Genomic DNA, 25,993 nt, shown 5'->3' with positions numbered 1-25,993 from the left:
ACCTCGCGGTATCTCGGCAGATTGCCTGAACTCTGGATCCCTTATGGGACCGTAGAGACCCTCGTCACAATCCAAGCGGAGAATCTGGGGGCGGTTTCCGAGGCGCCCGCAGGAGGGCCAACCTTGGACGTTGAAAGGCTGGTCGAGCTGGCCAGGGGTTCGGCTTCGGTGTTCGTCTGCGACGCGGCTCCCGCCACCCTGGAGGTCCTGAAAGGGCTCGCGGCACCGCCTGGAGCGACTCCCCAAGCTTTCTACTCCCCGGCCCCAAAGAGGATAGAGGCATCGGTCCCGGAACTGAAGGGAAGGATCACGACCCTGCCGCCGCCACTCCCCGCCAAAGAAGGCGACGACGTGACTGTAGCGCCCGAGCTCAAGGCGGCGGGGACGAAGCTGTTCATCGGTACTGCGAAACCCGACCCGTTCTTCGGGCTCCTCGACGCCAAGGTCGAGGCGTGCCTCGACTGGGTAGCCCGGGCCCGTGCGATGGCCGCGGAGGGCGAGAAGACGATGGAGCCCGCTCCGTTCAGGAAGGGGACCCCCTACGAAGCCATCGAGGAAATGGTCGAGAGGATAACCGAGCCGAAGTTCGTGACCGTCGTCCCAAGGGGCGGTAAGGCGCAGGCGGCCCTCGAAGACGCTCCCTTCGACGCCATCAAGAACGCGTTCGCACGGACGCAGATGCCGCAGGCGAAGGGGCTCGTCGTGGGCGCCGGGGGGTGCGGATACGACGACACGCTTTCGTCGGCAGTCCGCGGCGTGTGGAACGTCGTCGACGCGGTCAGGAAGACGGGGACGATCCTGCTCATCGCAGAGTGCTCCGAGGGGGTGGGTTCGACAGCCCTGGAGATGATGGTGACAGGAAGGCTGTCCGATGATAAAAGGAGGCATGGGGTCTACGTGGACGGGCTCGAGGAGGTCTTCTACCTCAACAAGCTGAAGGACGAATACGACATGCTGCTCCTCTCCGGGCTCCCCGAGACGTATGCGCGGTCAAAGCTCGGCCTCGTCACAGCCAAGGGATCAGGGGAGGCGGTGGGGAGGCTGCTCAACAAGGTGGGCCGGAGCGGCAAGGTGAACGTGGTCCCGCGGGCTCCCGAGTGCCTGATCGAGTCAGCCTAGCGGAAAGGTGGCGATGTTCTGCGGGATGGGTATGCAGAGGACAGCTACCAGTATTAGCACCACCACGAGCAAGCGCCGGGCTTTCGACAGCCCTGAGACTTCGTCCAGTAGCCTGAGCTGAAAGGGCCTCCCCGCGAGTATCAAGGCGATTATCGCCACTGCCCAGTAGTTCGGGGTGTCGATGGCCAGCAGCGCCAGGACGCTGAGGTACCCCGCTATCCTCGCCGACCTCTGGCCCCAGGCGGCAGACGCGAGCATTCCCCCGTCATAGAACGCCATGGGGAGTAGAGAAAGGAAGACCAGGATGAACCCTATCACGGCCGCATCCGCCATGGGAGAGACCAAGACATAGCCCGGGGGGACGGTGCGGACTAGAGGGGAGAGCAGGAAGCCGAGCCCCATCTGGATAGCGTTCGGAGGGACGGTCACGGTGGTGTTCGCGAGCTGGGTCGAGGCGAAAGGGACGGTCGACTGAGAGGCGGTCACAACCCCTATGGCATAGAGCAGGACCGAAAGGAGGAGCATGGCCAGCGGCCCGGCCACCACGGCGTCGAAGAGACTGTCCCTGTTCAGCGCGGGCTCTCTCTGTGAGGTGGCGAACCCGAGGGACGGCAGATAGGGGGGGATGATGGGAATCCCCGGTATGACATAGCTGCTCGCATGGCCGGCGTCTCTGCTCCTGGCCATGAGTCGCTGCCCCAACTCATGGGCGGCGAGGATCGCAGCCACGCAGACCCAGAAGGCGAAGAAACCCAGGTAACTCGCGAAGCTCGGGAGAAGCTGCCGATTCACTTCGAACTCTTCTATGGACGAGACGACCAGGGCTGCGAGGGTGAAGAAAAGGAAGAAGACAGGGAGGCGCGGCATCTTCCCCGGGCCCTGCTCGGTCTTCTTCAGCGTCAGCACGCACTCGTCCATCCCCCCGGTGAGCCCGGGCCTGTACCCCAGTCCTCCCGCCTTCTCCTTCAGCCTGGCGAACTTCGACTTGGTCCCTTCGTCGTAGTCTATCTGGAACTCGTACTCGCCATCCGGGAGGGAGAAGGACTGCCTCACCACGAAGAGGTCGCGGACCATCTGCTCCACCCCCTGGGCCTGCCCCGACATTGGAGGACGGGCCGGCCAGAGTTCCGATAAAGGCTTTGGACGGCCAGGAAGGTTTAATCGTCCACAAGCGGCCCGCAAGGCGGGACTTGCAGAAGTCTGTGGTCGCGAGGGTCGGAGACTATCAGGTAAGGCAGTGCGAGAGGGAAGACATCCCAGGGGTCATCCAGATCAACGAGGATACGCTCCCAGAGCACTACTCTGACTTCTTCTACTACGAGATTCTCTCCGAGTTCCCCGAGCCTTTCCTGGTCGCGGAGCTTGAGGGGAAGGTGGTCGGATACGTCATGGGGAGGATAGAGTACGGGTTCTCGCACCTCAGACGGCTGGGGCTCTCGAAGAAGGGGCACATCGTGTCGGTGGCGGTCAGAGAGGAACACAGGGGGAAGGGAGTGGGCACGCAGCTCCTCAATACCTCTCAGGCGGCGATGGCTGCGAAGGGGGCAACCGAGTGCTATCTGGAAGTCCGCGTCTCGAACAGTGACGCCATCACCCTCTACCAGAAGCTCGGCTACAAGACTTCCGGGAGGCTCGAGGGGTACTACAAGGACGGCGAGGCGGCCCTGGTCATGGCGGTACCGCTCGCCCAATGAAAAGCGCGAGATTCATCGCGCTGGCAGAAGCGCTCGAACGGGCGAAGGGGACCGCCAGCAAGAACGAGAAGGTCGCCATCCTGTCGGCGTACCTCAAAGACCTCAGCCCTGACGACGCCAGGGTAGCCTCTCGTATCGCTTCCGGGAGGTCCTCCCAGAGGGGGAGCAGGGACGAGGCCCAGGTGGGATACTCCACCCTCCTGGACGTCATACGCGAAGCGACCGGAGCGACGGAAGAGGACGTCTCGAAGGTCTACCTGAAGCGGGGCGACCTGGGCGAGGTCGCCGAGGTCCTCCTGCGCGACAAGCAGGAGCAGTCCCTCTTCGGGGAGGACCTGACCCTGGCCGCCCTCGACGACGCGTTCGCGAGACTGAGAGCGACGAAGGGGCAAGGGTCTTCAGGGACCAAGCGCGGGATAGTGAAGTCCCTCCTGCTGGCCGCGACCCCGCTCGAGGGGAAGTACATAGTCAAGGTTCTCACAGGGGAGATGAGGACCGGGCTGGTCTCCGGGCTCTTGAAGGAGGCGATAGCCGCAGCCTATGGGCTTTCGGACGAGGAAGCGGAAAGGGCGCACATGGTGCTGGGGGACATCGGGACCTTCGCGGAGTCCGCGGCGAAGGGGGACACGCGGTCTGCCAGGATCCAACCGTTCAGACCGGTGAACTTCATGCTCGCCGAACCCTTCACGACCCCCGGGGAAATCGCCGAGCACTTCGGCCGGACGGCTTATGCCGAGTACAAGTACGACGGCGTCAGGGCGCAGGTCCACAGTTCGAAAGGGACGGTCCGCGTCTACTCGAGGAGGCTCGAGGACATCACCGAAGGCTTCCCCGAGGTCGTCTCCGCCTTCGCGGGTCGGAGGAGAGAGTTCGTGCTCGACGGAGAGGCGGTCCCGTTCGCTGACGGCCGCCCCCTCCCCTTTCAGCTGCTGCAGAGACGGCTCAGGAGGCAGGAGGATTTCGAAGGGGCCAGGAAGAAGGCCCCCGTGACCTACTTCGCGTTCGACATCCTGTCCCTGGACGGCGGGGAGACAGTCGGACTCCCTCTCTCGGAAAGGAGGAAGCTCCTTGCGGCGGTGGTCGCCGGGTCACCGGCGAGGATCGCGGAGTCCGTAGATGTGAAGACCGAAGGAGACGTGATGGCGGCGTTCAGGCGAAGCAGGGAACTGGGATACGAAGGTCTAGTGGTGAAGGACCCCGGGGGGACCTACGCCATGGGGAAGAGAGGGTCAGGATGGGCGAAGCTGAAGGAGGAACTCGACACCCTGGACGTCGTCATAGTCGGCGCCGAATACGGCCACGGGAAGAGGGCAGGGGTGATCTCCGACTACACCTTTGCCGTCAGGGACGGGGACGCGCTGAAGACCGTAGGGAAGGCGTACAGCGGGCTGACCGACAGGGAGATCGAAGAGATGACGAAGCGGCTGAAAGAGACGACCGTGAAAGACTTCGGACACAGGCGGCAGGTCAGACCTGAGATAGTCGTCGAGGTCGCATTCGACAGCATCCAGCGCAGCGGGAGGCACGACTCGGGGTTCGCGCTAAGGTTCCCCCGGATAAAGAGGATAAGGACAGACAAAGGGCCCTCCGAGATCGACGACATCGCCAAAGTCGAGCGCATCTTCGCAGGGCAGAAGCTGAAAGTGGACGAAACGGCGCGCTGACTCCCTGCTTCTTATATCGTCGGCCGGGGCCGGTGGGGCTGTTGTACGCCCAGCTCCTCATACTGGCTTCGTTCGTGATGGCCTCCTATCAGGACGTGAAGGACAGGGCTGTCAGCGACCTGGTCTGGATCCCGGCGGCGGCAGGGGTCTGCTACATCGTCTACTCGTTTTACGCGAGCGGGTTCTTCGGGTTCGAGTTCTTCGTCGCCAAGTTCGTCCTCCTCGGAGGGATTGCTCTCGCCTTCACCTTTCTCGGGGGGATCGGGCAGGCGGACGGGATAGCGATCGCCTTCATAGCGGCAGACCCCTACGTCCTCTCACCCTTCGCCCCGCTCATCGGCACCGCCGTGGTGGCGCTGGGTCACATAGGGTACGAGCTCTCGAGGGGGAACGTGAGAGAGAAGACGATATCGATGGAGCAGTTCCTCCGCGAGCAAAGGTGGATCCCGAAGGCCATCGTCTCAGACGGCGCCAGGACCCAGGTGAGCGGGGACGTCAACGTGGCCAGGGACGAAGTCGAGAAGGCGGACAAGCCCGACGCGTCAGTCGTCGTGCGCTACGGCGTCCCGACTGTCGCCTACCTGGGGATAGGATATGCGGCATACCTTCTGTACCTCGCGCTGTTCAACTACGGGGTCTTCGCCGCGCTTCCGTAGCGCCTGGCCCATAGGTTAAATCCGGAACGCCGAAAGCGCAGGCGCTTTGACGTTCATAGTCCTCGAGGGGTTCTCGGGGACGGGCAAGACCACCCTGGCAGTGGGTCTGGAGCTGATGGGATGGTTCCGGCTGCAGGAGTCCGCCCACGCTGTCCCCCATGACGTCCCGGTCGCAGACAGAGCAGACACCGCAGCGGACTTCAGCCTCCTGGGGGCGACGCTCGTCTACAGCTCGGTGATATCCAAGCTCAGGGCGACCAGGAACGTGGTCTCGGAAGGGTACCTGCTGTCTGACCTCGCCTACGCCAAGATAAGGCACGAGCTGAAGAAGAGCGACGCGTATCCGTCCATGATGGAGATGGCCAGGCGCGTCCTCAAGGAGCCGTCGCTGAGGCCAGACATCTACATCCGCCTGAGGGCTGGGAACGAGACCATCTCCAGCAGACAGCTGGGGAAGGACGAGAGGGAGAAGAACGTCTCGGAGTACTTCAGGACCAGGTACTACACCGCCCTGGAAGAGGTCCACAGTGACCTGGGGGAGAAAGAAGTGGAAGAGGTCCAGACCGACTCCGACACCAGAGTGACCCTCGGCGAGATCCTGGCCATACTCGACAGGCGCAGGGCGACGGCGACGTGAAAGAGGACGAGTGGGAGAGACTCCTCCTCTCCTCTACCGAGGCTGTCATGCGCCGGCTGGCGCCCCTGGCCAGGCGCGGAGGGAGGGGAACCGTGATCGGCGTGGGCGCGGCCGGCGACAAGACGATCTATGCGGACAAGAAGGCGGAGGACATTCTCTTGAAGCACATCCTCCGGGCGGGAGGGGCGAAGGTCCTGACTGAGGAGGCTGGGTCGGTGGGAGACGACGACGCCGCGATTCTGGCGATAGTCGACCCTCTCGACGGGTCCTCCAACTTCGAGCACGGCATACCATTCTACTGCACCTCGGTGGCCCTGGCAGACGGAAGGACGATGGACGACGTCAGGGTAGGGGTGGTCAGGGACCTCGTGACCGGCGACGTCTACGCCGCCCGGAGGGGGAAGGGGGCGACAAAGAACGGCAAGACGATCAGGACGAGCCGGACCGCCGACCCGTCGACCGCGGTGGTGGGGGTGGACCTGAGCGGGACCCGAGAGAGGATGACGGCGCGCCAGGGACCGCTCATCGAAGGGGTGAAGCGGCAAGTGCACCTGGGCGCCAACGCCCTCGAGCTCTGCTACCTCGCGGAGGGGAAGACCGACGCTTTCGTCGACCTCAGGGGGAAGATGAGGGTAACAGACTTCGCAGCGGCCGGCCTCATAGCCCTGGAGGCAGGGGCGGTGCTGACTGACCCGAGAGGGAGGAGGCTGTCGCCTGAGTTCGACCTGGAGCACAGGTTCAACTTCGTGGCCTCCGCTAACGGCGAGTTGCACAGGAAGATTCTGTGGCTCTGCCGCGCCGCAGTCCGGTGAAGAATGGTCCGCGGCAGCTCAGACCATCGGCGCCAGGCCTGCGGGGTCTTCGGAGTAGTAGTCACCCCCCCACTCGGGGCTCGCGCGCCTCCCGACCAGCGCCACCTTCGCTCCAGCGGCCTTTCCGTCTTCTAGGTCACTCCTCTTGTCCCCCACGAACAGGGCGCGGGAGGGAGGCGAGCCCAGCGTGCGGCATGCTGACAGGATCTGGGCCTCCCGGCTCAGCGAGTCCTCGCGTGTAAGCACCGCGGCGAAGGAGCCGACCAGCCCGAAGCGCGCCAGTACCCTCGCGGTCGCCTTCCTCCCCTGCATGGTGACCAGGGCGAGGGGGCGCCTCGAGCGCGCAGAGGAAAGCAGAGCCAGGGACCCCCCCACGGGGGACGCGTCCTCAGCCGCCCTCACCTCGTAGGAGTCTATCACTGCAAAGAGCCTCGGCAGAGCCCCTGGCTCCGACCTGGACAGCTCCCTGAGCTTTGCGAAGATCGGCGCGCCCCCGAAGCCGGAACCGTACGAAGCCTCCAGGTCTCGCCTCACCGCCTTCCAGTCCACAGGGAGGTGGAACAGGGTCCCGTCGAGGTCGAAGACTACGGCGTCTATGTCGCCGCTACCTGGCCCCAATGCGCGCGACCATCCTCGTCCCCCTCTTTAGAAGTGACCTGCGCTGGGCCCTTTTCACCCAGGGGGCGACGTCCAGGCGACCGACCCCCCTGTGATCTACGTATCCCCGGAGCATCTGCAGGGCGCTCCATGGGGAGCGAGGGAGGAAGACCAGGCACCTCCCTATGGCATAGGGCCAGTAGTATCCCAGGGCGTACATCGCCCTCCCGTAGAGGACCCCCTTCGAAAGGGCGGTCGGGCGCGAGATAGCGCTTACTATGTCCGGGAATGACCTGGTCTCATACCCCGAAGCCTGGGCCTTCAGATACAGCCAGCTCTCCCAGCCGTATTCCAGGGGGAAACGCATCCCGTTCGCGTCCCTCCAGAAGTCGGCCCTGACCACCATCCCGGACCCCCTGGGTGACTTCTCCGTGTAGCGTTCCCCAGAGATGCAGCCGCTGGCGACCCCAAGGCGGGGGTCTGCGGCCATCCTCTCCAGCACCCGGCCCAGATAGTCAGGCGGGAGGGCGTGGTCGCCGTCGAGCTTCATGACGAAATCGGGCAGGGGGTTTCTCCGTGCGAGCACCTCCAATCCCGAGTTGAGCACCCCGGCGAGCTCCGGCCTACCCACGTAGCTCCCAGGGTGAGGAGGACGGTGGACGACTTCAAGGTCGAAGGAGAACCTCCTTTTCGCTGAGTCGAGGAACCCTCCGGTCCCGTCCGTGGACCCGTCGTCCACGACCACCACCACGCCGGGTTTGACATCCTGCGCCTCGAGGGACTCCAGGACCCGTCCGACCTCCTTTTCGTTGCGGACGGCCATGAAGACCCCCACCCCGCTTCGTTTCAACTTGTCCAAGCTGAGCCCCGACGCACTGGGCGCCGCTGCGCGACAAATCATAATAAAGTGCACCGATGGCCGCGGGCTAGTATCCAGTTGGCTCCCGAGAAGACCGAGCAGCTCAGGGTCCCCCCCGGGACCGTCGCCCGGAGGCTGAAGCAGGGGGCCGTGAAGATAACGGTCGTGGGCCTCGGGAGGATCGGGCTCCCGACCGCCGCTCTCTTCGCAGAGGCCGGGGCGAAGGTCACAGGCTTCGACATCGACCCTTCGGTGGTAGCGGACACGAACGCGGGGAGGTGCAAGTTCGTCGACGAGCCCGGCCTGGGAGACCTTGTGAGAAAGCACGCCAAGAGCGGGACCATGAAAGCTACGCGGTCCCCCGAAGGGGCATTCGACTCCGACTTCGTCGTGATATGCGTCCCCACCCCCGTGGACCAGGGGAAGACCCCAGACTACTCCGCCGTCAGACGTGCGTCCGAAGACATCGGAAAGGGGCTCAGAAGCGGGACGGTGGTGATCACCGAGAGCACTGTGGGGCCAGGGATAGTGGAGGGCCTGATCGGCCCCACGCTGGAGTCGTCGGGCCTCCGGGCTACGCACGACTTCGGGCTCGCCGCCTGCCCAGAGAGGTCCGACCCCGGGAGGATACTCAGAGACATGAAGTCCCTGCCGAGGATCATAGGGGCCACCGGGCCCGAGTGCGCTTCCGTCGTCGTCGAGCTCTACAGGGAGGCTCTCGGGGTAGAGCCGATCCGGGTGACGTCCCCGCGCACCGCGAACGCGGTCAAGCTCACCGAGAACATATTCAGGGACGTGAACATAGCGCTGTCGAACGAGTTCGCGCTGCTCTTCGAAGGGCTCGGGATCGACGCGAGGGAGGTCATAGACGCCTGTGCCACAAAGTACAACTTCGTCCCCCACTACCCAGGGATCGGCGTTGGGGGGCCATGCCTCCCGAGCAACTCATACTACATGATAGCAGAGGCCCTCAAGGCTGGGGACATCCCCTATCTGGTGAGGATGGCGAGGGAGATCAACGACAGGATGCCAGAGCACGTGGTGGAGCTCACTTCCGAGGCGCTAAACAGGGTCGGGAAGACAGTCAGAGGGTCGAAGGTCGCGGTCTTCGGGGTCGCCTACAAGCCCGACGTCAAGGACGTGCAGCTGACCCCGGTGGAAAGGGCGATGAAAAGGCTCTCCGCGATGGGGGCCGAGATCTCCGTCTACGACCCGATGTACAGGGGGGAGGAGGTCCTGGGTTACCTCGGGGCGAAGAGCGCGCTCGAAGCGTCCAAGGGCGCCGACTGTATCCTCCTCGGTACGGCCCACTCAGAGTTCAAGGAGCTCGACCTCGCTTCGCTTTCGAAGGCCGCCAGCGCCAAGGCCGCCCTCGTGGACGCCAGGAACTCGGTCGACCCGGCCGCGGCGACGGCCGCAGGGTTCGTCTACTGCGGAGTGGGCCGGGCCCTCAGGGTCCCGACCAAGTGAGCCGGTCCGCACTACCGGCCGCGCGACAAGCTCGCTGGCAGAAGTCAGCTGGAAATCCGAGGGGCGGAAGCCATCACCCTCTCCTTCCCCTTCTCCACGAAGAGCTCGTGCCAGATATGGAAAGCGTAGACGTGCCAGAGGAGAGAGACCGTGCTGTACGACTCCTTGGCCGAGGGCATCAGCCTCTTCAGGGCCCCGACGTCGAAGTACTGTTTCACCGTCTGCGAGTCAGAGACGACGCTCCTGATCTCTTCGCCGAACTCCCCCGGCCACCATTTTACGATGTCCAGGCTGAACCCGTGCTTCGGCTTCTTGAAGCACTCCTTCGGCAGGACGCCGACCATCGCCTCCCTGAGGAGAGCCTTCCCCGCCCCGCTCCCGTAGTTGTACCGATACGGTACGGGGAGCATGAGGTCCATCAGCTGGTTGTCCAGGAGTGGAACCCTTACTTCGAGGGAGTGCGCCATCGAGGTCGCGTCCTCCATGGCGAGGAAGTCGTCAGGGAGCTTCGTGCTGAACTCGGCGAACACCGCCTGCTGCACGAAATCGGCACCCGGCGCGCTGAAGAACGACGCCCGCATCCTGTCGGTCAGACGTGCCCGTTCGGCGGAGACGGGCCCGGAGAAGACAGTGTCGTCGATGGAACCGTACACGGGGGACACTATGGTCAGGTACGAAGAGGTCCTGTCCTTGACGCTGGCGATGACCTTCTTCCTCTTTCCGGTCGCGAAGGCCGACAGGAGCGAAGCCCCGGGGACGCTCATCAGGCGCTGCGCCTTCTGGAACGCCGTGAACCTTGACGACGTAGGGTACCCGAAGAAGAGCTCGTCCCCCCCTAGTCCGCTCAGGCAGACCTTCACATACCTGCTGGCGAACTCGTCGACGAACCAGTAGTAGGTGTTCAGCTTCGGCTGCTCCGAATGCCAGATCATCTCGGGGTAGAGCTCCAGCGCCGCCCTGTCGGTGGCGATCAGCTCGTGGTGGTCCGTCCCGAAGCGCTCTGCCACCAGCCTGGCGTCAGACAGCTCGTCGTCTTCGTGCCCGAAGCCGAGGCAGAAGGTCTTCAGCTTGTGAGGGTAGTGCTTCGAAGCGAAAGCCGCGACCGTAGAGCTGTCCAGCCCCCCTGAGAGGAACGAGCTCACCTCGACGTCGGAGACCAGCTGCCGCTTCACAGACTGCTCCAGGGCGTCCCGGATCACTTTGGGGTCTGGCGGCGGGGTCGGGCTAAGCCCCCGCGGGTCCCAGTAAGCCGTCACCGTCCCGGCCGATGAGTCGTAGTAGTGCCCCGGCGGGACCTTGTAGACCCCTGAGAAGAGGGTGAACCCGAACGGGATGTAGTAGAGCGAGATCAGATAGTACAGCCCTTCGCGGCTGACCGCCGCCTCGACGTCCGGATGGGCCAGGAGCCCTTTGACCTCGCTGCAGAAGAGGAGGTCCCCCTTTCCCGTCCTCGCATAGTAGAGAGGCTTCACCCCAGCGCGGTCCCGGGCCAGGGTCAGCCTCCTGTGCCTGAGGTCCCAGATGGCTATGGCGAACATGCCGTCGAGCATGGCGAAGACCTTCGCCCCGTGCTCCTCGAAACCGTGAAGGATGACCTCGGTGTCGGTCCTCGTCCTGAAGCGGTGCCCCTTCGACTCGAGGCCGGCCCGGATCTCCTCGAAGTTGTATATCTCGCCGTTGAAGACAATGGCGAGGGTCCCGTCTTCGTTGAAGATCGGCTGGCGGCCGCCTTCCACGTCTATGATGCTCAGCCTGTTCGAGAAGAGCGCCACCCCCCGGTCGACATAGTCGCCGTAGTCATCTGGACCCCTGTGCCTCGTCACCGTCGACATCCGCCCCACGAGCTCTTTCGTGGCCTGTTCTCCTATGCACCCGCCTATGCCGCACAAGTAACAGTCGTACGCTGTCGCACGGCCGGACTACTAAAGGATGAAGCGGCGGCGACCCCAGGTCCCGGCCGGTGGGGGCCGACAGCACCCCCGTGCCATGCAGTCCTCTCCGGATCGGACTGGTCGGGGGACGGCAGCGGGGAGGCAGCTTAAATTCCAGCCCAGGACCCGGCCTTGAAGGAGCAAGATGAACTCCGCCTCGTGTGTCCAGATAAGGGAAGACCTGCGGGCCGGTGCGCTCCTGGGGCCGCTTGCGCGTCGTACGGCGAGGCGGACGGCGCCCGCTGGAAGAGGTCCGCGATGAAGATAGACGTCTGTGTACCCTCCCTGAAACCGCTTTCCGAAGAGTTCGCCCGTCACCTCGAGGACGTCATCCCGGTCAACAGGCTGCTCGTAGACTCGACGAAAGGGAGGGGGCGCTCCAGGCAGAAGCTGGTGGAGCAGGTCTCCACCGACTGCTTCGCGTTCGTCGACACTGACGTCGTGCTCACGTCGACCTGGTTCGGTGACGTCACCTCGGCGATGAAGGAAGGGGTCGGGGCGGTGGAAGGGAGGCAGGTCGTCGGCACGGGGAACAGGGACGCGGACAACGTGCTGTCGGCGATGGAGTCGCTGAACCGGGTCCTTGGAAGGAAGAGCCCGCTGGACACGGTAGACAGGGCGTTCACCGGCGCCACCCTGCTCCGGACGCGGGCCGCCAAGGGGATCCGCTTCCCCAGCATCCATTACTACGAAGACGACTGGCTGCGCCTCTTCTTGGAAAGGAAGGGGTACAGGTGGGTCAGGACGCCGACCTCGAACTATTACCACCACCTGTCGGGCCGTGACATGGCTGCAGAGACGTACGAGAGCGCGAGGTGCGGCTACCAGATTGGCATCCTCACCCCAAGGAACCAGCTCGAGAGGCTCGTGTTTCAGGAGCCGTTCAAGGCCGCCTTCATACTGGCGCGAACGGGTGACGTCGCGGCCGCGAGACAGCTGATGAGGCGGAGGATAGATTCGACCAGAGGCGTGCTCCACGCGTACGTCCAGCACCTGAGACTGGACGACTCGTTCGAGGAAGCCGACGGTTGAAGCCTCGGGGCCGCTCTTGGCCTAGGTCGCAGACCGGTGCCTGACGAGCGCCAGGTCAGCCCGGAAGAAACGTTTCTAAGCCAATCAACGCCCCACGGCCAGGCAACAGCCATGGCGGGAGAGCAAAGAAGCTGGAAGCCCAACCTCTTCGTCCCCGGGTTTCCGAAGTGCGGCACCACGGCGCTCTGTGACTATCTGAAGCAGAACCCCGCCATCTACATGATGGAGCCGAAGGAGCCCAACACGCTGGCCGAAGGGGAGCTGATACCGGCTTGGGGGTCCAGGCACCTCAGGTTGATGCGACCCTACTATTCGGTCCTTGGCTTTCGGGCCTACAGGCGGCAGTTCGAGCGGCACGCGGACGCACGCTACAGGGCCGAAGGGTCCCAGAACTACATCTTTCCCAGGCGCTTTCCGCGGAAGCTGAAGGAGTTCTCGCCCAGGGCTAAGCTCCTGTTCATGATAAGGGAGCAGAAGAGCAGGCTGGTCTCCATGTACTTCTATCTCTACACGGAACACAGGGAGCCCGACTTCCGCAGATGGGTGAGCGAAAGGGTAGAACCGGAAATCGGCAAGTTCCTGTACAGCGAAAGGCTGTCGTCATTCTATCACGTTTTCGGAGACTCCATGAGGGTGGTCGGGGGGGACGCGCTGCAACGGTCCCCGCAGCAGGTGATGGACGCGGTGTCTGACTTCCTGGGGGTCACCAGGGCTGAGGTCACTCCCATACAGTCGAACGTGGGAGAGCTGAAGTCCCTGAGCCCGGAGGCCAGAGCCATCCGCTCCGGCCGAGACAGGTTCGTCCGGGACGTCAGGACGCCGGTCACCTACCTCTGGAACACCGCCGACCCGGGGCGCGGGTCCCCGTTTCTGAACCGCCTGTTCCAGCTCCACCCTCTGAGGAAGGTCATGAAGCGCGGGAGCGAGCAGGTCGAAAGACCCCGTAGGCGGCGAATCGAAGCGGTCCCGGAGGAGAGCCTGATACCCAAGGAGCTGGCAGCCAAGCTCGACGAGGACTACGCCCAGGCGTACGAGTTCTGCAGGAGTCGGAGCCTCATGATAGAGAACAACGGCTGAACCCCTGGGCTCCCATGTGTCGCCTCTGCGGGTAGAGAGCTGATCGATGTCCTGTCACAGAGGGACGCGCGTGGCCCACATCTGATGGCGGGCGGACTGACCTCCCTCGCCTACCCAAGACTTAATGCGGCGCGACGCCAACCTGTGGTAGCACAGTATGCCCAGGTCAGAGGCCGCCAAGAGCATGAATATCGCCCTGGGTCTATCGCAAAGGAGGCATCTTCCTGTCTTGAAGTTCGTGGACGGGACCTACGCCGTCTGGAACCTTCCGTCCCTGCTCCGCCAGCGGTACCGGTTCCGCGTCTCCGACGAGCCGGGACGCCTGAGGCTCGCCCGCGGCGGCTGGACGCTCGCCCTCGACGAAGTGTACGCGAAGACGCTTGTGATGGAGTGGGGAAAGTGGGAGAAATATTACCTCCCCCAGTTCCCTCTCAGGAACAAGACGGTCCTCCTCGTGGGAGCGGGCCAGGGCGAGAGCGCGGCCTTCTACGCGTCTCACGGCGCCACCAGGTTCATCTGCGTGGAGTCGGACGACTATCTGAAGGGGTCTGCTGACGTCCTCAGGGCCAACATGGAAAGCAACCACTGGGACGCCGTCGTCTACAACGAACGCTTCGACCTAAAGCATCTCCGTGAGCTGCCTTTCGACTTCGCCGAGATAGACTGCGAAGGAGGCGAGAAGGAGCTCCTCAAGCTTGACAGGATAGGGTTTCCGTGCGTCGTGGAGTACCACGGCGCGGACACCGGCGACGAGCTGGTCGGGAGGTTCGGGATGGAGAGGGTGGACGAGAAGAGCGTCAGGGTGGTCAACGGGCGCGAGGTCGGGCTGCTGCGGGCCACCCCGGGTCCCGGTCATGACGCCAGACCTCCGGCGCGGTAGAGCCGGAGACCAGGGAGACCGTGCTGCGGACGCCAAGGGCGGTAGCGGGGTAGCCGGCGCCTCCGACAGAGGCGTCGCATAACGGATACCGGAAAACGTTTTCAAAGCGGTGCGGGTTTCGCCCGCTCGGATCGGCTGTGAGCACGGAAGAAGGGCCTGAGGACTGGAAGCCCAACCTCTTCGTCCCCGGGTTTCCGAAGTGCGGCACCACGGCGCTCTGTGACTATCTGAAGCAGAACCCCGCCATCTACATGATGGAGCCGAAGGAGCCCAACACGCTGGCTGTGGGAATCGACGTTCCGGCCTGGGCAAGGGACCACCACCACCAGATGAAACGGCCATACTTCAACTACCTTGACATGAAGCAGTACAGGGGCCGCCTGGAGAAGGCGAAGGGGGCCCGGTACAGAGCCGAAGGGAGCCAGTCGTACATCTGGCCGCCGGTCTTCCCCGAGAAGCTCTGGCGATTCTCCCCCAAAGCCAAGCTCATATTCATGGTCAGGGAGCAGAAGGACAGGCTGCTGAGCCTCTACTTCCACGGCTTCCCCTACCACCTGGAGTCGGACTTCCACCGGTGGATCGAGAAAAGGTTCAGGCCCCAGGCCAGCCCGTTTCTCTTCCGGGAGATGCTGACGTCATATCATCGGCTGTTCGGCGACTCGGTCAAGGTGGTGGACAACAAGTCCCTCTCGGAACGGCCGGAGCAGGTCATGCGCCGGGTCTTCGAGTTCCTGGGGGTGGAGGCGGTCGACGTCGAGCCGCTCCGCTCGAACGCCGGCAGAATGAAGTCGTTGGACGAGTACCAACGGAGGACGGCGGCGCCTTACCTCCGGCTGACCAGGACAGTGATGACCCCGGTCAGATACTTCCTGAACACCGCGGACCCGGAAGGGAAAGGGCCGTTACGGAAGCCGCTGGGGAAGCTCAACCCCCTGAAGGGGCTCGGGGAGCGCGCAGGGACCGCCCGGAGAGGGAGCTCTCCACCCAGCGAAGAGGAAACCGCGAGGGCGATCCCACCTGACCTGGCATCCATGCTTGACGGCGACTACGGCTCCACCCTTGACTACTGTGGGGCGAACAGCTTGCTGTTGGGGTGAGCTGATGACCGTCCGGCCCCGGGGGACCGGTCCGGCGCGTGGGGTCTACGGCAGGAAGATGCCCGGCACCTTCGCGATCCGTTCTCTCGAACGCTTATCGACGGCCGCGAGGATGCCGAAGTAGACGGCCATCCCCACGGCTATCAGGAGCATGAGCCGTACCGCGTAGTCTATCGTGGGCATGGAGAAGCCCAGAAGCGACGGACCAACCGCGCGGACCGTCGCGGCCATGGCCGCCGCCGACAGCGTGTAGTAGGCCAGGGGTCTTCCTGTCCCTGCGAAGGACCTCAGACCCAGCCTCCTGACCTTCAGCACCACGAACAGGAGGTTCAGGATGAGCTGGCCAGCAGCCCAGAGCGTAATGATGAGCGGGTAGGAGTACCCGAAGGAGATGCCGAAGTAGGCGACCGCCGCGACGCCGGCGAGGTAGATGACCCCGTAGGTCAGGTTCATCACCGGTACGAAGAAGAGGTTCCCCTTCAGGAGGTTTCCGAACCTGTTCCCTTCAGCTATGTCCGACTTGTCCTTCCCTATGAGGGAGTAGTCGAGGAGGGAAAAGACTGCGCTCGCAAGCGCGGAGAAGGCGAGGATCATGAGCGGGACCGACGTCACCACGTACTGCTTCGACAGCAGGTAGAGGAACTCCGGGGCAAGGGCCGAAACGCCCACCGCCATGGGGATCCCGACCATCATCATGAGGTCGAAGAGGACCCCGATCACCCTCTCAGCCTCCCCCTTGAGCAGCATGGGGTAGAGCGCATAGGACAGATATCGCGAATATCCGACCATCGACGCGATAACGAAGGCGGCCTGGTAGTAGCCTGAGACCGTGTACCCTCCCGTCACGAGGAACACCACATAGGTGTCGGCCAAGATGACTATCGACGGGGTCATGTCCAGCAGCGGGAGCCACGCGCTTCCGAACCAGACCTTGAGCTGGTCCAGGGAGAGGGAGCCTTCGAAGGTCCCCCGGGCAAGGTAGGTCCCCAGCCCTGCCTGGACGACGTTGGAGAGAGACAGCGAAAGCAGGACCCCAGGGAGACCCCATCTGAGGACAAAGATCAGGAAATAGCCCGCGACCAGCTTCGAGGCCTCCGTGGAGAGGAGCGTATAGGCCGTCGCATGTGGCTTGGAGACAGAAAGGATCGAGTTAGCAGTCCGGTACCAGTAAGCCAACGGGACGAGCGCGAGCGCCGAGAAGAACAGGGCGATGCTCGAGACGACGGCGCTGTTGCCGACGAAGGCGAACAGCCCGAAGACAGCGCACCCTCCCAGGGAGACGGCGAGGTTGGCCACTATGGCGGTCTTCCCAAACTTCTTTCCCCGCCCTATGTCTCTCGGGGCCCAGTAGCTGACGATGGACAGGGGGTAGCTCGCGAAGGCGACGATGTCAGTTATGATCTCCAGGAGCCCGAACTGCGAAGCGGTCAGACGGTGGGTGACCATGGAGATGAACACTATGCCGGTGAAGATGCTGACTATCCATGCGCCGAAGACGACCACCCCGGTGCGGCGTGGAGCTATCTCAGCCACTAACGGTCCGACATCCTGGTGGCCACGGGGCCGTCGGCCAGCAACGTGCAGAGCCCTTCCCTGTGAGCAATATTGTCTTTTCCGGAAGCCCCGCCTGGGGAGCGCCGCCTCTGTCGGAGATTCTGCATGGACGCCGTAAAAAGCATAAAACCTACCGGGGAAGGCAAGAGTCCCAGAAGATACAGGTTGCACACCAGCACCTCTGCTGAAGAGACGGAGGCGTAGGTCCGCATCCTTTCGGACAGGCGGAAAGCGCCCAGGCCATCGCAGGGGGTCCGACGCCGTCTCCAGAAGTCAGGGAGGAAGTTCGCACCTCTTGGCTCCCCGACCGCAGCGCTCCGGAGCTTCTACTGCGCAGCAGCCGGGTTGACGGCGGCAGGGTCGGAGCACAGGGAGGACAAGAGGGCCCCGGCGGGAGACCTCGCCAGGAGAGTTCGCTGGTTGTCCAGGCCCGGTTCGGCTGCCACCGGGGATCCTGACTGCCCTCAGTGTTGAGCTTGAGAGCGCTCATTACCGGGGTGACGGGGCAAGACGGGGCCCTGCTGGCACATTTGCTCCTGAAGAAGGGATACAAAGTCTACGGGACGTACCGCAGGGTGTCAACCCCGTCCTTCTGGCGCCTCCAGGGGCTGGACATACAGGACAGAGTCCGACTAATCGCGGCAGACCTCGCCGATGCCGGTTCCCTCGCCCAGGCCATCAAGACGGCCGACCCCGACGAAGTCTATCATCTAGCCGCCCAGAGCTTCGTCGGCACCTCGTTCGACCAGCCGGTGTTCACCAGCGACATTTCGGGGGTCGGGGTCACGAGGATGCTCGACGCTTGCAGGATGGCAGGCACGAGCCCCAAGTTCTACCAGGCGTCTTCCAGCGAGATGTTCGGAGACGGCGCCAGCGCGCTGCAGAACGAACGGACCCCTTTCGCGCCGGCTAGCCCGTACGCCGCGGCCAAGCTTTACGGTTTCTGGATCACGCGCATCTACAGGGACGCCTTCGGCATGTTCGCCGCAAACGGGGTACTCTTCAACCATGAGTCGCAGTTCAGGAGCCTCGAGTTCGTCTCGCGGAAAGTGACGAACGCCGTGGCCATGATAAGCGTTGGCGTCGGCAAGGAGGTCAGGCTCGGCAACCTCGAGGCCAAGAGGGACTGGGGATATGCGCCGGAATATGTCGAAGCGATGTGGGAGATATTGCAGTGCGACAAGGCGGACGACTTCGTCATCGCCACGGGGACGGAGCACTCGGTGCGCGAGCTCGCTGAGGAGGCGTTTGCCGTGGCGGGGCTGGACTGGAAGGACTACGTCAGGGTGGACAAGAGCCTGCTGAGGCCCCTCGACGTGCCATTCCTGAAAGGCGACTACTCGAAGGCGAAGAGGGTTTTCGGCTGGCGCCCGAAGACGGAGTTTTCCAAGCTGATCCGGACCATGGTGGAAGCAGACCTACGCAGATGGAAGGATGCGCTGAACGGGAAGGTGTTCCCGTGGGACGTGACGGTCTCCACGAATCTCGACAGGATCACCGCCCAGGACGTTTCCATGCCCAAACGCGAGTCGTGAGGGTCGAGATGAAGGCTTTCAGATACCCGCTCGCGCGCCCTAGCCTCCCCCCATCAGCGAGAGAGAATCTCCTGCGGGCGTATGACTCCGGGTGGATAAGCTCCAAAGGCGAATTCATCAGGAAGTTCGAGGACGGTTTCGCGTCGTTCGTCGGGGACCGTCACGGAGTTTCGACATCCAACGGCACCACGGCCCTCCACCTGGCCCTGGCGGCGTGCGGTATCCGTCCTGGCGACGAGGTCATCGTACCGGATTTCAGCTTCGTGGCGGTAGCAAACACGGTGGTCTACACGGGAGCCAAGCCGGTCCTCGCGGATGTCAACCGTCAGTACTGGGGGCTCGACGTCGACTCAGTCAAAGCCAGGCTGAGCAAGAAGACGAAGGCGGTCGTGGTCGTCCATCTATACGGGCACCCCGTGGACATCGACCCCATCAAGGAGCTCTGCGCCGCCAAAGACCTGCTCCTAATCGAAGACTGCGCGGAGGCGCACGGCGCCAGATACAAAGGTAGGATGGTGGGCACATTCGGAGACGTAGCCTGCTTCAGCTTCTACGGGAACAAGATCCTGACGACAGGGGAAGGGGGGATGTGCCTGACCAAGGACGACCGTCTTGAGAGCACGATGCGGCTGCTCCGAGACCACGGGGCCAAGCCGGACAGGCACTTCTGGCACCCGGTAGTGGGATTCAACTACAGGATGACGAACCTCCAGGCCGCCATCGGATGCGCCCAGTTGGGCTCGCTCGACTCGAGGATCAGAGGGTATCGGAGGGTCGGGAGGTGGTATACCGACATCCTGTCCAGCGCCGGTCTGGAGCCTCACCCTCAGATGGACTGGGCCACCTGCGTCTACTGGATGTACACTACGATGATAGAGAAGCTCGGTGTGCCCGAGCTGGCGAGCCTGGCGAAACGACTGGAACGGGAAGGGATTGAGACCCGGCCGTCGTTCTATCCCATCTCGGAGCTGCCCCCCTACAAGGGCACGCGATACCGGAACCCTACGACCGCATATCTGTCGAGGCACGGCCTGAGCCTGCCGACCTACTACGGCATGGTGGAAGACGACGTCCGGCAGATCTGCGAGTCATTGCTGAAGTCCGTCAGATGACCGCCGCAGTGAAGAGATGGTGACACTCACGTATGGAGAGGGCCCAGCTCGCACGGAGAGAAGAATGCGCAGGGTTTTCGACGTGCTGCCATCAGTTCTAAGGACATGGCGGCTCCCGACCCATGTCTGGGGGCGTCCCACGACCGGCGCCGCCCTCGCGGACGCGGGCGGGCCACCTGAAACGTCAAATGCCGACCGCGCGCCCCCCGTTCGCTCGAAGTCAGCGCATTGAGAATCCTAAACGTGTTCGACTCGTTCGATTCCGCCACGCCTTCCGGCGGAAGGACGTACACCCGGATCATCAGCCGGGCGCTCACCGCACGAGGGCACGAAGTCACGGTGCTCACCCCGCGAGCCGTCTACAGGTCAGGACCGGCCGCCCTTCCGGCTCGGTCGGGCTCGACCGTAGGGGGGTCCAAGCCGACCAGTGGAGCAGAAGGCACCATGGTAACGAGCGACTTCGCGCTCTGCCTGAGGGGCTCGTTCAAGCCCCCACGCGCCTTCTGGAAGAGGGTCCCCGACCTGGTCAAGCTGCTGGGGGATTGCGACATCGTCAACGCCGCGCCCCCCGGGTCGTCGTTACCCTATGTGACGCTCCTCTCGCGTCGCGCCGTGGGAAGGAGCCCCCCGTTCATAACAATCGGATATGTCCATACGGAGACCCACGATGTGGCCAGGCCGGAACGCGAGTGGCTGTACAGGAAGGCGGACGGGATACTGGTCGAGACCCCATATGAGAAGGGGTACCTGACGTCAAAGCTCGGAGTCGAAGCCGGCAAGGTCGCCGTGATAGCCTCTGCCGTCGACATGGAGCTCTCTGAAGCCGGCGCGTACGGGCGGATTCCCCTTCCGCAGGACGTGAACGAAGGCGCGTACAAGGTGCTTTGGCTGGGGCGTCGGGCTTACAGGAAGGGATTCTACCACGTCCTGTCGGCCATGCCCTATGTCTGGAGGCACCTACCGGATGCGACCCTGATGGTGGCGGGCCCCGTCGCCGGGAAGGGTTTCAGCGGCCCCCTCGCCGAGGCCTCCAACGAGGTCCTGAGCCGGAACCTCAACAGGCGTATCTTCGACTTCGGGGTGGTCGACGACGACACGAGGAAGAAGCTCCTGGCGAGCTGCGACGCGCTGGTCTTGCCTTCCTTGGGAGAAACCATCCCCGAGGTGGTCCTTGAAGCTTGGGCCTTCAACAAGCCAGCCATCTGTGCGGACATCCCCACGGTGCGATCGGTCGCCGGAGAGGGCGAAGGCATCCACTACTGCAAGTTCGGGGAGGTCGAGAGCATCGGCAGGGCCATCGTCGAGATGGGTGACCCGGAGGCTAGGAAGAGACTGGGAGACGCGGGGAACGGGATTGTGAGGAAGACGTTCACGTTCGATTCGTTCGCCAAGCGAGTGGAAGACGCGTACACTTCGTACGGCCTTAGAGCATAGGTCACCAGACAGACCCTCGTGGCTCCGCGCCCGCCCAGCAGAGCGGCTCCCCCGGAGCGAGACCGGAGCCAGGTCATCCGGCCGGCACGTCAGGCGTTCTTCGCGGACGTCCCCCCTGCGAAGTGCTTAATTACGTGTAATTATAGCGTCTCACCATGACAGGGTGCGCCCCGTGCGTGGAGTGAGCATGCCGAAGAAGATCGCGGTCATCGGGCTCGACTCGGTCCCCCCGGCGCTCCTCTTCGACAAGCTCCTTGGAGAGCTCCCGAACTTCGAAAGGATGTATCGGAGGGGGCTGCACGGGACCCTCGAGACATGCGACCCCCCGATAACCGTCCCGGCGTGGATGGTGATGCTGACCGGCCAGAATCCCGGAAAGCTCGGGATCTATGGGTTCAGGCACAGGAGGGGGGCGTCGTACACCGACGGCTACGTGGTCAACTCGGCCCACGTCCGCCTTCCCACCGTGTGGGACGTCCTCGCGAGCCACGGGAAGAAGTCTGTGGTGCTGGGCATCCCACCAGGATACCCACCCAAGCAGGTGGAAGGGGGGAACCTCGTGTCCTGCTTCCTGACCCCGAGCGCCGACAGGGAGTTCACCTACCCCGCATCCCTCAAAGAGGAGATCATGGACGTGAGCCGCGGCAGGTACCTGTTCGACGTCACCTTCCGGACCGAAGACAGGGATCGGCTCAAGCAGGAGCTCTTCGAGATGACGGAGGAACGCTTTCGGGTGGCGGAGTACCTCGCACGGAAGAAGCGGTGGGACTTCTTCATAATGCACGAGATAGGGTTCGACAGGCTGCACCACGCGTTCTGGAAGTACTTCGACCCATCACACCCCAAGTTCGTCTCCGGGAACAGGTACGAGGGGATTGACCTGGAGTATTACAGGCTGGTCGACGAGAAGGTCGGGCGCCTACTCGACATATTCGGGGAGGACACGACCACGTTCGTCCTCTCTGACCACGGCTCCAAAGCGATGAAGGGGGCGTTCTGCGTGAACCAGTGGCTCGAGAGGGAGGGATATCTCGCCATGAAGTCAGAGCCAGCGTCTCCCACCGACCTCGAGAAGGCCGAGGTAGACTGGGAGAGGACACGGGCATGGGGGTGGGGAGGGTATTACGCGAGGATATTCTTCAACGTAAAAGGGCGCGAGAGGACGGGGACCGTGGACCCTGACATGCTGGAGGAGGAGAAGTCCGAGCTGACTAGGAAGATCCTGGCCGTCACGGACGGGTCAGGGAGGCCGATGTCCAACCGCGTCTACGAGCCGGACGCGCTCTACGGCTCTGCCGTCGGGGACAAGCCCGACCTCATGGTGTACTTCGACGACCTCGACTGGAGATCCGCAGGGACGGTGGGGCACCAATCGATCTACTTATCAGAGAACGACACCGGCCCCGACGACTCCGTGCACTCCAAGTACGGCGTCTTCCTCATGTCCAACCCGCGCAGGGACCTGGGCGGCTCGGAAGTGAAGGGGGCAAGGATAGAGGACATAGGGCCGACCCTGCTCAGGGCGTTCGGGCTCAGCTTCCCCGACCACCCCGCGGTCGACGGGAAGGTCCTCCCCGAGGCGGTCGAGGGGTGCAGTTGAAGGCGGAGAAGCAGGGAGCCAGAGAGCCCCGTCCCGAAGGGTTCGCTGTCTGGATGACCGGGCTCCCCGGTTCGGGCAAGTCGACCCTGGCGAAGCTCCTGGAAGCGGAACTCAGGGGGAGGCTCGGCCGCTACGTCGAGGTGCTCGACGGGGACGAGGTTAGGAAGGGGCTTTCCCGCGACCTAGGTTTGTCGAAGGAGGACAGGGAGGAGCACGCCAGAAGGGTCTCCTATGTCGCGAAGGTCCTTGCCAGGAACGGGGTGGTCGCCGTCGTCGCGCTCATCTCTCCCTACCGGAGCTCGAGGGCGGAAGCCCGCGAGATGATAGGCGCGGAGAGGTTCGTGGAAGTGTTCGTGAAGGCGCCCCTTTCTGTGTGCGAGCAGCGGGACCCCAAGGGGCTCTACGCGAAGGCGCGCCGCGGCGAGATAAACAACATGACCGGCATTCAGGACCCATACGAGGCGCCGGAGACCCCCGACCTTACAGTAGACACGACAGCTGGGGGACCCGAAGCGAGCCTGGAGGGCCTGGTTATGGGGCTGCGGCGCCTGGGTAAGATCTAACAGGCTTCGGCGGTCAGTCCTTCTTCGCTTCGGCAGGCGTCCCTGAGTCCCCAGCCGGCTTTTCAGGAGCCATCTCTGGGATGTCGGTTATCGGCTCTGGAGGGGGGGTCGTCGCCATGGTGTATCCGATCCAGGCGAGTATCGCAAGGAGTATCAGCACGCCTACGAAGGCGGTTATCTCCACCACCAGGGTCCCCCAGAAGTAGAGGAGCAGGCCGTACACGATTATGCCGATGACGCTGCCCGCGAAGATTCCGCCGCCGATTGCCCTATCGTTGGCCATGAAACGCGTTGCGCTCCGGAAGCGGAAATATAACGGTTATGGAAGAGTCCGTCACGTAAGGAGCCTCTCGGCCATGGACGGCACACCCCGGGTGCTCACGTACACCCCCGGGAACCCTCCCTGGAAGATCCGCTCTACCACGGCCTTCGTCAGCGCGAAGAGCGCCTCCTCTCCTCCGGATGCGGCGGCGTGTAGCTCTTCGGAGAGTTTCCAGCCGAACATCCTCTCGTAGAGGGCGAGGTCGGCGGCGTCCTTGAACGGGAAGACCCCCGGGAGGACCCTCCCCTCCAGCCCCGATCGCCTGATCGCGGACGCGTGCCTGTCGAACGTCCTGTGCGGATCTGTGGTAGGAGGCTGCGCCAGGAGGAGGTCAGCCCCCGCCTTCAGCCGCCCGGCCGCCATTGCGCTTCTTCCCCCGCCGCCTAACCTCCTCATGTCCACGGGCGCCAAGAACCTGATCCCCGACCGCGACCTCTCCCGGACGATGGACGCTTCCCTTATCGCCTCGGCCAGGTCTGTGAACCCCCCCGGGCCCGTCCCCCTCCCGGAGGCGGGGAAGTCGTCTCCCCAGGCGATCATGGCCGAGCGCAGCCCCGAAGAGATCGCGGCCACGAGCGAAGACAGGAACTGTGCCCTGACCTGGTCCCGGACGACGATGACGGGCGCCGCCTCGACCCCCGTCCTGCGCTGAGCAATGACCGCCGCCTGGACGGCGTCCATCTTGAGGAGGTGGGGGTTCTTCATGTTGGCAACCAGGACCACGTCGGCGAAACGGCCGACCGCGCGGACCTCGGCGACGAAGCGCTCCACCTCCCCTTTCAGGTCCAGCCTGTCGCGGCCTGACCCTGACAGGGGGAACCTGGGGGGGAGCACCTCTACCACCCTGAGGAACGCCAACGTCCCCTCGCCTCCCCCTCCGATAGAAAACGTTTGGCGCCGGGCCCGGGTCGGCTACCGTTCCTTCTTGATCATGTACCAGGTCCCGAGTGACTTTGCGCACAGCTTCCCGGCGGCGTCGCGCACCTCACCCTCGGCTACGGCTATGGTCCTCCCCGCCCTGACCACCCTCCCGGTAGCCGTGAACGGACCCTTCTCGAGCGGCTCGAGGAAGTTGACCTTCAGCTCCATGGTGAGCTGGTCGGCCCCCGAATTGACCGTCATCACAGCCAACCCGCAGACGTTGTCCAGGGTGTACATTATGACGCCCCCGTGGACCATCCCTCCCCGTCTGGCCACCGCGGGGCCGAAAGGGAAGCTCAGCGCCACTTCTCCGTCGCCTACATTCTCCACCGTGTATCCCACGATCCTGAAGAGCTCGCTGTCTATGCCCATAGCCTTCTGCACCTCCCTCTCCACGTCGAGCCCCCGTTTTCTGGCCGCGCTGAACATGTTCCTGAAGCTCCCGGCCTCCGCGAGGAGCTGGTCGAAGCTCACGAGCAAGCCCGGAGGTTCGCATGGGTTTAACCGTTGCAGATGGGCCCGGCTCCACAGACGGCCCGGCGCGACGGAGACGGAGGAGTTGGGGCGGTCAGGTCCAATCCGGCCAGAGCCGCCTTCCAGCGGGGAAAGGTCCCGACAAGACGAAGGGAGCGGGCAAGCATATTACACCGACCTCCTCACGGCCTTCACATGAGATGGATGAAGCTCCGGCTACTTGTTATGGGAGGCGTCATCTCGTTCCTGGGAGTAGCGCTAATGGCCTCCAGAGGGGTCAAGGCGGAATACGGAGGGCTCCTGGGGGTCGGCGTCGTCTTCCTCGTGCTCGGGCTGGTCTGGAAGTAGCGCGTTCGGCCCAGGGGAGAGGGCGGACGGTGTGATCCCCGCGCATCTCCCCCCGGAGACGCGCCTTCAGCTTGACCGAGAGGGAGCCCCCTCTTATCGCGCGCGTCGGCGTCCAACTATGCGCTCGCGCATCAGGCCGTAGTCAGGCCGGGGGTCGAAGATGAGTTCAACGCGGAGAGGCTACAAGACCGGAATCGAGTGAGGTCACCCCCCGGTGTACGCCAGGAGGCGCTGAGGGCACTTTCGACCGGCCCCGGCCACGTCAGGGAGCGCGGGGATGCCCGTTAAAGCCGGGAGACGCCTTCCGTGTGCGTGCGAGGGTTCTGTTCGCGGTGCGGGCGAGAGATAGGCGGCGCCCTGAAGCCGAGGCTCTGGATGTGCCCGAAGTGCAGGATGGTCCTCTGCGATGGATGCTGCCCCGAGAAGAGAGTGGGGCTGGTGTTCAAGAAGCCGGTCTGCCCCGACTGCCTGCTTGAGCTGGTCGAGGGGGGTTTCTACGTCACGGCGGCGAGGAAATCGTAGGCGGCTCTCTTTGGAAGTGCGGGTCCCTGAACTCACTTTCACGTGACCCCGCAGACGTTCCCGGTCGGACTCGGAGGCAGTTC

The 25,993-nt window shown here is 63.8% G+C and carries 26 protein-coding genes; 18 read left to right on the top strand and 8 right to left on the bottom strand.

What is annotated here, in order from left to right:
• The first annotated feature begins 21 nt into the window (after positions 1–21).
• Positions 22–1,119: a hypothetical protein gene (locus tag JRN21_03285; GenBank protein ID MDG6988330.1), complete on the top strand. Its 1,098-nt coding sequence runs from the start codon at positions 22–24 to the stop codon at positions 1,117–1,119.
• On the opposite strand, the gene JRN21_03280 is transcribed toward JRN21_03285, so the two are convergent.
• Entirely contained in the window at positions 1,111–2,223 is a 1,113-nt protein-coding gene (locus JRN21_03280; GenBank protein ID MDG6988329.1) for a hypothetical protein, read from the bottom strand. The genes JRN21_03285 and JRN21_03280 overlap by 9 nt on opposite strands.
• Positions 2,224–2,309: 86 nt before the next feature.
• On the opposite strand from JRN21_03280, the gene rimI reads away from it, so the two are divergent.
• The 5 genes from rimI to JRN21_03255 are packed head-to-tail and all read left to right on the top strand — an operon-like array spanning position 2,310 to position 6,582.
• Positions 2,310–2,813 carry a ribosomal protein S18-alanine N-acetyltransferase gene (gene rimI, locus JRN21_03275; protein ID MDG6988328.1) on the top strand — a complete coding sequence of 168 codons (504 nt, stop codon included), beginning with the start codon at positions 2,310–2,312 and terminating at the stop codon, positions 2,811–2,813.
• Positions 2,810–4,477: an ATP-dependent DNA ligase gene (locus tag JRN21_03270; protein ID MDG6988327.1), complete on the top strand. Its 1,668-nt coding sequence runs from the start codon at positions 2,810–2,812 to the stop codon at positions 4,475–4,477. The genes rimI and JRN21_03270 overlap by 4 nt, the downstream gene beginning before the upstream one ends.
• A gap of 41 nt (positions 4,478–4,518) precedes the next feature.
• The gene (locus JRN21_03265; GenBank protein MDG6988326.1) at positions 4,519–5,133 is read left to right on the top strand and encodes a hypothetical protein; all 615 of its coding nucleotides are present in this window, start codon (positions 4,519–4,521) and stop codon (positions 5,131–5,133) included.
• Positions 5,134–5,179: 46 nt separating this feature from the next.
• Positions 5,180–5,770: a hypothetical protein gene (locus JRN21_03260; GenBank protein MDG6988325.1), complete on the top strand. Its 591-nt coding sequence runs from the start codon at positions 5,180–5,182 to the stop codon at positions 5,768–5,770.
• On the top strand, positions 5,767–6,582 hold the full coding sequence (locus JRN21_03255) for a hypothetical protein (GenBank protein MDG6988324.1): 816 nt from the start codon (positions 5,767–5,769) through the stop codon (positions 6,580–6,582). Before JRN21_03260 ends, JRN21_03255 begins: the two co-directional genes overlap by 4 nt.
• 18 nt (positions 6,583–6,600) lie before the next feature.
• Here JRN21_03255 and JRN21_03250 read toward each other — a convergent pair whose 3' ends face one another.
• On the bottom strand, positions 6,601–7,200 hold the full coding sequence (locus JRN21_03250; GenBank protein ID MDG6988323.1) for an HAD family hydrolase: 600 nt from the start codon (positions 7,198–7,200) through the stop codon (positions 6,601–6,603).
• Positions 7,187–8,038 (bottom strand): glycosyltransferase family 2 protein, encoded by an 852-nt coding sequence (locus JRN21_03245; GenBank protein MDG6988322.1) that lies wholly within the window; start codon positions 8,036–8,038, stop codon positions 7,187–7,189. The genes JRN21_03250 and JRN21_03245 overlap by 14 nt, the downstream gene beginning before the upstream one ends.
• Positions 8,039–8,116: 78 nt before the next feature.
• On the opposite strand from JRN21_03245, the gene JRN21_03240 reads away from it, so the two are divergent.
• On the top strand, positions 8,117–9,508 hold the full coding sequence (locus JRN21_03240; protein MDG6988321.1) for a nucleotide sugar dehydrogenase: 1,392 nt from the start codon (positions 8,117–8,119) through the stop codon (positions 9,506–9,508).
• Between the two features lie 44 nt (positions 9,509–9,552).
• On the opposite strand, the gene asnB is transcribed toward JRN21_03240, so the two are convergent.
• The gene (gene asnB, locus JRN21_03235; protein MDG6988320.1) at positions 9,553–11,397 is read right to left on the bottom strand and encodes an asparagine synthase (glutamine-hydrolyzing); all 1,845 of its coding nucleotides are present in this window, start codon (positions 11,395–11,397) and stop codon (positions 9,553–9,555) included.
• Positions 11,398–11,697: 300 nt separating this feature from the next.
• Here asnB and JRN21_03230 point away from each other — a divergent pair, with 300 nt between their 5' ends.
• The 4 genes from JRN21_03230 (at position 11,698) to JRN21_03215 (ending at position 15,525) form a co-directional block, all read left to right on the top strand.
• Entirely contained in the window at positions 11,698–12,471 is a 774-nt protein-coding gene (locus JRN21_03230; GenBank protein MDG6988319.1) for a hypothetical protein, read from the top strand.
• A gap of 111 nt (positions 12,472–12,582) precedes the next feature.
• Positions 12,583–13,548 carry a sulfotransferase gene (locus tag JRN21_03225; GenBank protein MDG6988318.1) on the top strand — a complete coding sequence of 322 codons (966 nt, stop codon included), beginning with the start codon at positions 12,583–12,585 and terminating at the stop codon, positions 13,546–13,548.
• A 229-nt stretch (positions 13,549–13,777) separates the two neighbouring features.
• Positions 13,778–14,428, top strand: a complete 651-nt coding sequence (locus JRN21_03220; protein ID MDG6988317.1) for a hypothetical protein — start codon at positions 13,778–13,780, stop codon at positions 14,426–14,428.
• A 137-nt stretch (positions 14,429–14,565) separates the two neighbouring features.
• Complete coding sequence (locus JRN21_03215; GenBank protein MDG6988316.1) at positions 14,566–15,525, top strand: sulfotransferase domain-containing protein; 960 nt, start codon at positions 14,566–14,568, stop codon at positions 15,523–15,525.
• A gap of 45 nt (positions 15,526–15,570) precedes the next feature.
• Here JRN21_03215 and JRN21_03210 read toward each other — a convergent pair whose 3' ends face one another.
• Complete coding sequence (locus JRN21_03210; GenBank protein MDG6988315.1) at positions 15,571–17,058, bottom strand: hypothetical protein; 1,488 nt, start codon at positions 17,056–17,058, stop codon at positions 15,571–15,573.
• Between the two features lie 491 nt (positions 17,059–17,549).
• Here JRN21_03210 and JRN21_03205 point away from each other — a divergent pair, with 491 nt between their 5' ends.
• The 5 genes from JRN21_03205 to cysC all read left to right on the top strand — a co-directional run bounded on the left by JRN21_03205 (position 17,550) and on the right by cysC (position 23,323).
• Positions 17,550–18,614, top strand: a complete 1,065-nt coding sequence (locus JRN21_03205; GenBank protein ID MDG6988314.1) for a GDP-mannose 4,6-dehydratase — start codon at positions 17,550–17,552, stop codon at positions 18,612–18,614.
• Positions 18,615–18,622: 8 nt separating this feature from the next.
• Entirely contained in the window at positions 18,623–19,726 is a 1,104-nt protein-coding gene (locus JRN21_03200) for a DegT/DnrJ/EryC1/StrS family aminotransferase (GenBank protein MDG6988313.1), read from the top strand.
• Positions 19,727–19,954: 228 nt separating this feature from the next.
• Entirely contained in the window at positions 19,955–21,160 is a 1,206-nt protein-coding gene (locus tag JRN21_03195; protein ID MDG6988312.1) for a glycosyltransferase family 4 protein, read from the top strand.
• A 187-nt stretch (positions 21,161–21,347) separates the two neighbouring features.
• Positions 21,348–22,760: an alkaline phosphatase family protein gene (locus JRN21_03190; GenBank protein MDG6988311.1), complete on the top strand. Its 1,413-nt coding sequence runs from the start codon at positions 21,348–21,350 to the stop codon at positions 22,758–22,760.
• A gap of 53 nt (positions 22,761–22,813) precedes the next feature.
• Positions 22,814–23,323: an adenylyl-sulfate kinase gene (gene cysC / locus JRN21_03185; protein ID MDG6988310.1), complete on the top strand. Its 510-nt coding sequence runs from the start codon at positions 22,814–22,816 to the stop codon at positions 23,321–23,323.
• 13 nt (positions 23,324–23,336) lie between these two features.
• On the opposite strand, the gene JRN21_03180 is transcribed toward cysC, so the two are convergent.
• From JRN21_03180 to JRN21_03170, 3 genes are read right to left on the bottom strand one after another with little or no spacing between them, the layout of a single operon-like run.
• A complete protein-coding gene (locus JRN21_03180) occupies positions 23,337–23,606 on the bottom strand; it encodes a transcriptional regulator (protein MDG6988309.1) in 270 nt (89 codons plus the stop codon).
• Positions 23,607–23,657: 51 nt separating this feature from the next.
• Positions 23,658–24,503: a hypothetical protein gene (locus tag JRN21_03175; protein MDG6988308.1), complete on the bottom strand. Its 846-nt coding sequence runs from the start codon at positions 24,501–24,503 to the stop codon at positions 23,658–23,660.
• Positions 24,504–24,557: 54 nt separating this feature from the next.
• On the bottom strand, positions 24,558–24,938 hold the full coding sequence (locus JRN21_03170; GenBank protein MDG6988307.1) for a PaaI family thioesterase: 381 nt from the start codon (positions 24,936–24,938) through the stop codon (positions 24,558–24,560).
• A 306-nt stretch (positions 24,939–25,244) separates the two neighbouring features.
• Here JRN21_03170 and JRN21_03165 point away from each other — a divergent pair, with 306 nt between their 5' ends.
• Complete coding sequence (locus tag JRN21_03165; GenBank protein MDG6988306.1) at positions 25,245–25,388, top strand: hypothetical protein; 144 nt, start codon at positions 25,245–25,247, stop codon at positions 25,386–25,388.
• Between the two features lie 312 nt (positions 25,389–25,700).
• Positions 25,701–25,910 carry a hypothetical protein gene (locus JRN21_03160; protein MDG6988305.1) on the top strand — a complete coding sequence of 70 codons (210 nt, stop codon included), beginning with the start codon at positions 25,701–25,703 and terminating at the stop codon, positions 25,908–25,910.
• Positions 25,911–25,993: the final 83 nt, after the last annotated feature.

The sequence above is a fragment of the Nitrososphaerota archaeon genome, assembly GCA_029785825.1.
Taxonomy (GTDB): Archaea; Thermoproteota; Nitrososphaeria; order Nitrososphaerales; family Gagatemarchaeaceae; genus UBA183.
Note: the sequence above shows the minus strand (reverse complement) of the source record. Positions and strands in the feature narration are given on the sequence as shown.